This is a genomic window from Halobacterium bonnevillei (genome assembly GCF_009831555.1).
Lineage (GTDB): Archaea > Halobacteriota > Halobacteria > Halobacteriales > Halobacteriaceae > Halobacterium > Halobacterium bonnevillei.
In genome coordinates this window covers 1-4,865 of record NZ_WUUU01000206.1, presented here as the reverse complement: position 1 = coordinate 4,865, position 4,865 = coordinate 1, and the positions used below count along the sequence as shown (strand labels likewise).

The 4,865-nt window shown below is 69.7% G+C and carries 5 protein-coding genes and 1 pseudogene; 3 read left to right on the top strand and 3 right to left on the bottom strand.

What is annotated here, in order from left to right; all coding sequences use genetic code 11:
- Both GRX66_RS16615 and GRX66_RS16610 read right to left on the bottom strand, forming a co-directional pair.
- Positions 1-193 (bottom strand): annotated as a pseudogene (locus GRX66_RS16615) (MBL fold metallo-hydrolase); the annotation flags it as partial.
- Positions 190-423 carry a hypothetical protein gene (locus GRX66_RS16610; RefSeq protein ID WP_159527514.1) on the bottom strand — a complete coding sequence of 78 codons (234 nt, stop codon included), beginning with the start codon at positions 421-423 and terminating at the stop codon, positions 190-192. The gene GRX66_RS16610 and the pseudogene GRX66_RS16615, both read right to left, overlap by 4 nt.
- Before the next feature lie 151 nt (positions 424-574).
- Between GRX66_RS16610 and GRX66_RS16605 the strand changes: the two genes are divergently transcribed.
- Together GRX66_RS16605 and GRX66_RS16600 are read left to right on the top strand one after the other, a co-directional pair.
- Positions 575-1,216: a cyclase family protein gene (locus tag GRX66_RS16605; protein WP_325064166.1), complete on the top strand. Its 642-nt coding sequence runs from the start codon at positions 575-577 to the stop codon at positions 1,214-1,216.
- A 227-nt stretch (positions 1,217-1,443) separates the two neighbouring features.
- Entirely contained in the window at positions 1,444-1,710 is a 267-nt protein-coding gene (locus tag GRX66_RS16600) for an HAH_0734 family protein (protein WP_159527513.1), read from the top strand.
- Positions 1,711-1,768: 58 nt separating this feature from the next.
- Here the strand turns inward: GRX66_RS16600 and GRX66_RS16595 are convergent, their stop codons facing one another.
- Positions 1,769-4,159: a DUF2298 domain-containing protein gene (locus GRX66_RS16595; protein ID WP_159527512.1), complete on the bottom strand. Its 2,391-nt coding sequence runs from the start codon at positions 4,157-4,159 to the stop codon at positions 1,769-1,771.
- Between the two features lie 139 nt (positions 4,160-4,298).
- Here GRX66_RS16595 and GRX66_RS16590 point away from each other — a divergent pair.
- The coding region (locus GRX66_RS16590; RefSeq protein ID WP_159527511.1) for a lipopolysaccharide biosynthesis protein at positions 4,299-4,865 on the top strand (567 nt) is incomplete at its 3' end.

Genomic DNA, 4,865 nt, shown 5'->3' with positions numbered 1-4,865 from the left:
CGAGCCGTTCGGGCGTCACGTCGAGCGCGTCGAGGCGGTCGAACAGCGCGTCGGTCGTCCGGTCGAACCCGCAGTCGACGAGCGTCGGGTCCGCCCCATCCACCAGGAACGCCCGGTAGCGGGCGGCGCCTCGTTCGAGCGTGAGGTCGTAGACGTCAGGTGCGACCTCGGTGATGGCGTCGTCCACGGTCACTGTGTCGACACCCGGACGCCGCCGTACTCGGGGCCGCCGATGGTGTCGTCCGCCCGTAGCCGGGTCACCGCGAGCGACGTCGTCCTCAGACCGCGTTTCGCGCGGCCGTTCGCTACGGAGGCCTCGCGAGTGTCGTCGACGGACTGCCGGCGTAGGATGGCGTCACTCCACGCGAACACGACGACCAGCAAATCCGTCAGCAGCGCGTTTCCAGTAACCGGGTTGCTCACGGCCGGTCACCCCACGTGGTGCCCGCTCGCCGTTCGCCGGAACGGTAGTGCGTAGTCGCCACGACAGTCCGACACACGGCGGACGGCGGAAAAAATACACCGGTGGGGAGTGACACACAACGCTTTCTGGCCGGAGTACCCGTAGCCGACTGTGCACCACGACCTCAGCCACCGGATCGAGACCGGCATGCAGACGTACCCGGGCGACCCCGAGGTCGTCGCCGACGCGGCGGCCACCCACGACGAGGACGGCTTCCACGTCGAATCCATTTCGTTGGGCAGCCACACCGGCACGCACGTCGACGCCCCCGCCCACACCGAGCGCGACGGCCAGACGCTGGACGAGTACTCAGTCGACCGGTTCGTGTTCGAAGCAATTCGCGTCGACTGCCGCGACCTCGAGGCCCGCGAGCCGATCCCAGCAGCCAGAGTCCCGGACGCTGACGCCGACCTCGTGGCGTTCTGGACGGGGTGGGACGCTCACTGGGGAACAGACCGGTACCTCGACCACCCGTACCTCTCCCCGACGGCAGCGGAGACGTGCGCCGACCGGGGACTCGCGGTCGCCGTCGACGCTCTCAGCCCCGACCCGACGCCGTCGCCGAACGCGGGCGACGACGAACCCGACGGATTCCAGGCCCATCACGCGCTGCTCGGCACAGACTGCCTGATCCTGGAGAATCTCCGGACCCTCGAGGCGGTCGGCGACCGCTTCGAACTGCGGGCGTACCCCCTGGCGCTGTCGACGGACGGCGCGCCCGTCCGCGCAGTCGGCGTGACTGGCCCGGCGTAAACGGGTGCGAGACCACAGCGTGGCCGACGAACCGCCGAGCGAATTGCCACATCGGCCGTGGTGACTGTTCGAACACCGGTCCTGGTCGGCGACGGTGAGCAGGGAGAGCAACGGTGGATGCGGCGGGCGACGGCCGCGGACGGCGCCTGAACGCCGCGCGCCCGTCCCACCGACTTGTGACGCGCTGCTTCGAAGCGTTTAATCCGCCACCCGTCGAACCCGCAGCCATGAAGCGCCTCATCATTCACGGCGACCCCGGCGTCCGCCGTGACGCCGTCATCGAGTACGACGGCGAACAGAAGGTCCTCTTCCAGGTGACGCAGAACGGCGACTGGCACGGCCCCGACGAAGTCCAGTTGTGGTGCATCATGGGCGACGCCGACGAGCTCGAGGACTACGAGAAGCGCAACTTCATCCCGCACTGGCTGGACGTCGAAACCGCCGACGCCGAGGACATCACCGTCGAGAAGCGCGCCGGCGACCTCGCGGTCTGATTCTGGATTGACGCGGCTCCGTGGATCGCTGTTGACTGACGCGGCCCCTGAGCAGGGCTCAGGGTTGCGTGTCGACGAGCGCTGACCGGTTCACCGCGTAGACGGTGACCTCCTCGTTCTCGAACGCGACGCTGATGCCGGGTTCGTCCTCGGTGACGCGAATCAGGTACCGGTTCCGTTCGATCGGCCCGACCCAGACGTACTCGACGTCGTGTTTCTTCAGGAGCGCGGCCCGCGAGACCGGGTCGCTGGTCTTGTAGATGATTTCGACGTCGCTGACACGCGTGCGGTAGTCCTCCTGGTTGTGGTAGTTCCCTGCGTGCACCCAGCCGGCGACGGTGGGAATCCCCGTCAGGCTCGACGCGGGATTCTGCCAGGAGTAGGGGTCCAGACCCGGCGAGGACACGATGTGCGGCTGGCCGGGCTTGTCGTGCAACCACTCGACTGCCTCGGCTTCCTCGGGCCGGTCGTCGTGTATGTCCTCGAAGGCGTCCAGCGAAGCGTCGTCCATCCGGTCGAAGTGGTCGGAGACCGCGAACGCGCCGTACACGGACGCCGAGACGACCAGCACGACGACGAGCGCGGTGCCCCCGACTTCGCGGAGCCGGGTCGTTTCGGGAGTCCTGGCGGCGAGCGCGGCGAGCGCGACGCCCGCCGGCACCGTCCAGAGCGCCCACACCTGCGCGTACACCTTGAAGATGGTGTTGAACCGCTCGTAGGACGCGGCGTCGGCGAGGTAGACGTACTCCAACAGCACCACGAGGCCCGCGCCCGCGACGACGAGTACGCCCTCGAACCCGACTCGCGAACGCCGGCGGAGCACCCAGGCGCCCGCGAGCAGCGGCCCAGCGAGGAGGAGGGCGACGATGCCGATTCGTTCGCCAGCGACGACGGGGTCGAACTCCGCCGCGACCAGCACTGCCGCCACCGCCACGAGGCCCGCGGCCGCCCAGTCAGTCCGGTCACGGGCAACGCGCGAGATCAGGTACGCGCCGAACGCGACGACGAACAGGCCGTGGACGAGCAGGAACGCCCCGAGTTGCGTCGGCTCCGGGAACGCTGCGGGGTGCTGGTTGCTCGCCCCGGACAGCAGGACGTTCCACACGAACGGCCAGACGACGGCGAGACCGAGTAGTGCGACGAGTACGGCGACCACGACGGCAAGCACGACGCGCTGCAGTTCCCGGGCTGGCGCACTCGTTCGGTCCAGCCGGTCGGCGACACTGGCCGGAAAGAGTGTGCGGGGCGCGGGGTCAGCGAGCGCGACGGAGAGTGCGGCGACCCCGGCGACGGCAGGGAAACTCCAGGTGTTCACGGTGAGAATCGTCCCGGCCGCTACGGGGAACCCCACGAACAGCAACGCGGCGCGGCGCCGACGCTGCTCGGCGGGCGTGCGGGAGTACGCCAGCCCGACGGCCACGGCGATGAACAGGACGGCGACGCTCATCATGTGCGCGTGCAGGTCGCCGTTCAGGTACGCGAACAGCGGGAACTCGTTGATGCCCACTTCGACCACGCGGCTGGCGTGCCACATGTCGAACGACTCGGGCGTACTTGTGGGCGCGCGGTTCGACTTGATGCCTGCCGCGACGACGGCGTCGCGCACGACGTCGAACGTCCCCGCGAGCAACCGGACCGGCGTCACGAGGTTGCTCCCGAACCCGTAGACGAACGCGGCCAGCACCCCGGCACGCACGCGCGTCGACCCCGCGAGGGCTGCGACCGCGAACGCCGCCGGGACCGCCAGGTAGTACCACGGGACCCCCAGGCCGAACACCGCGAACACGAACACGACGCCCGCGACGCCGAGGGTCGTCTCGGTGCGGACTCGTCCGGAAGCGTCGTCGAGACTGTGGGCGGCAATCGTGGACGCCAGCCCGTACGCCGCCGTCACGGCCATCGCGTAGAATCCCGCGAGCGCTGGGTCGTACGCGAAGCGGCCGCTGGTCCGGGTCAGCAGCGCGAAGACGGCCGTCATCAGGTGGCCGCCGTAGTAGTAGACCACGCGCTCGCCCGCGAACCAGAAGTCCTGGGGCGGCAGCCGGTCCGCGCGCAACAGGCTCTGGACGAGTCCGAAGTCCAGGAACTTCTCCCCGCCGCCCGGATAGACGCCCTGGCTCGCCGCGCGTATCGAAATCAGGAACAGGAACGCGACCGTGAACACCGCGACGACCTCGGCGAGCGGGCGCTTCGGCACGTCGATGCCGCCGCGCGCCAGCCAGGCAGACGCCGCCAACACCGCCACCGCGACGCCAGCCACGACCCACGCCCCGAACGCCACCTGTCCGACCCACAGCGTCGGCACTGTCAGGGCCACGACCGCGATCGGGACCGCCACCGACGCGCCGCGGTCCGGCGCATCCGGCAACAAACGCGTGGCGAACGGCAGCCCCACCACCAGCAACACCTGGTAGAACAGCCACCACTTCAGCACGACGCCGTACTCCATCGGTGGAACCGTACGCGCGGGCCGCTAAACGCTTTCGGGTTTCGCGACAGGCAGTGGTCGACCGGCGGGCGTCGAAGCCCGCGCCTTCGTCCATCGAACCACTTAATTGCGACAGCCGACTCCCGCGAGGTACTGACCGATGGACGGTGGCCCGACGGACGACGTCTCGGACGAGGAACGCGACGCCCTGCTGACGATTGCACACGGTGCTGTCGTGACGTCCGGCGGCGTCTCCGCCCAGCGCGCGCTGACCAGCGCCGCGGAGTTCGTGCTCGCGCGCGGCCTCGGGCCCGTCGCGTACGGGGTGTACGCACTGGCGTTCCGCATCGCGCAGTTGCTGTCGCGGCTCGTCACCTTCGGGAGCGTCCCGGCGCTCCAGCGGTACCTGCCGGACTACGAGGACGACCCAGCGCGACAGGCGCGCGTGATGGGGCTGGCTTACGCCACCACGCTCGGCGTCGGCCTGCTGATCGCCGCGGGGGTGTGGATGGTGGCGCCGTGGCTGAACGACGTCACGGTCCAGCAGCCGGCGTTTCCGGAGACGATGCGGCTGTTCGGCGCGCTCGTGTTGCTGCTCGGCCTGGTGATGGTGTACGCGGGCATCTTCCGGGCGAACGGGTCCGCCCGGGGCGAAGTCCTGTTCAACAAGCTGCTGCGGCCGGGGGTCCGGCTCGTCGGCGCGCTCGCCGCGCTGGCGCTCGGGTAC

What these genes read in the sequence shown, in the direction of transcription:
- GRX66_RS16595 (WP_159527512.1), bottom strand. Translation starts at nt 4,159, where the DNA reads ATGGAGTACGGCGTCGTGCTGAAGTGGTGGCTGTTCTACCAGGTGTTG.
- GRX66_RS16600 (WP_159527513.1), top strand. Translation starts at nt 1,444, where the DNA reads ATGAAGCGCCTCATCATTCACGGCGACCCCGGCGTCCGCCGTGACGCC.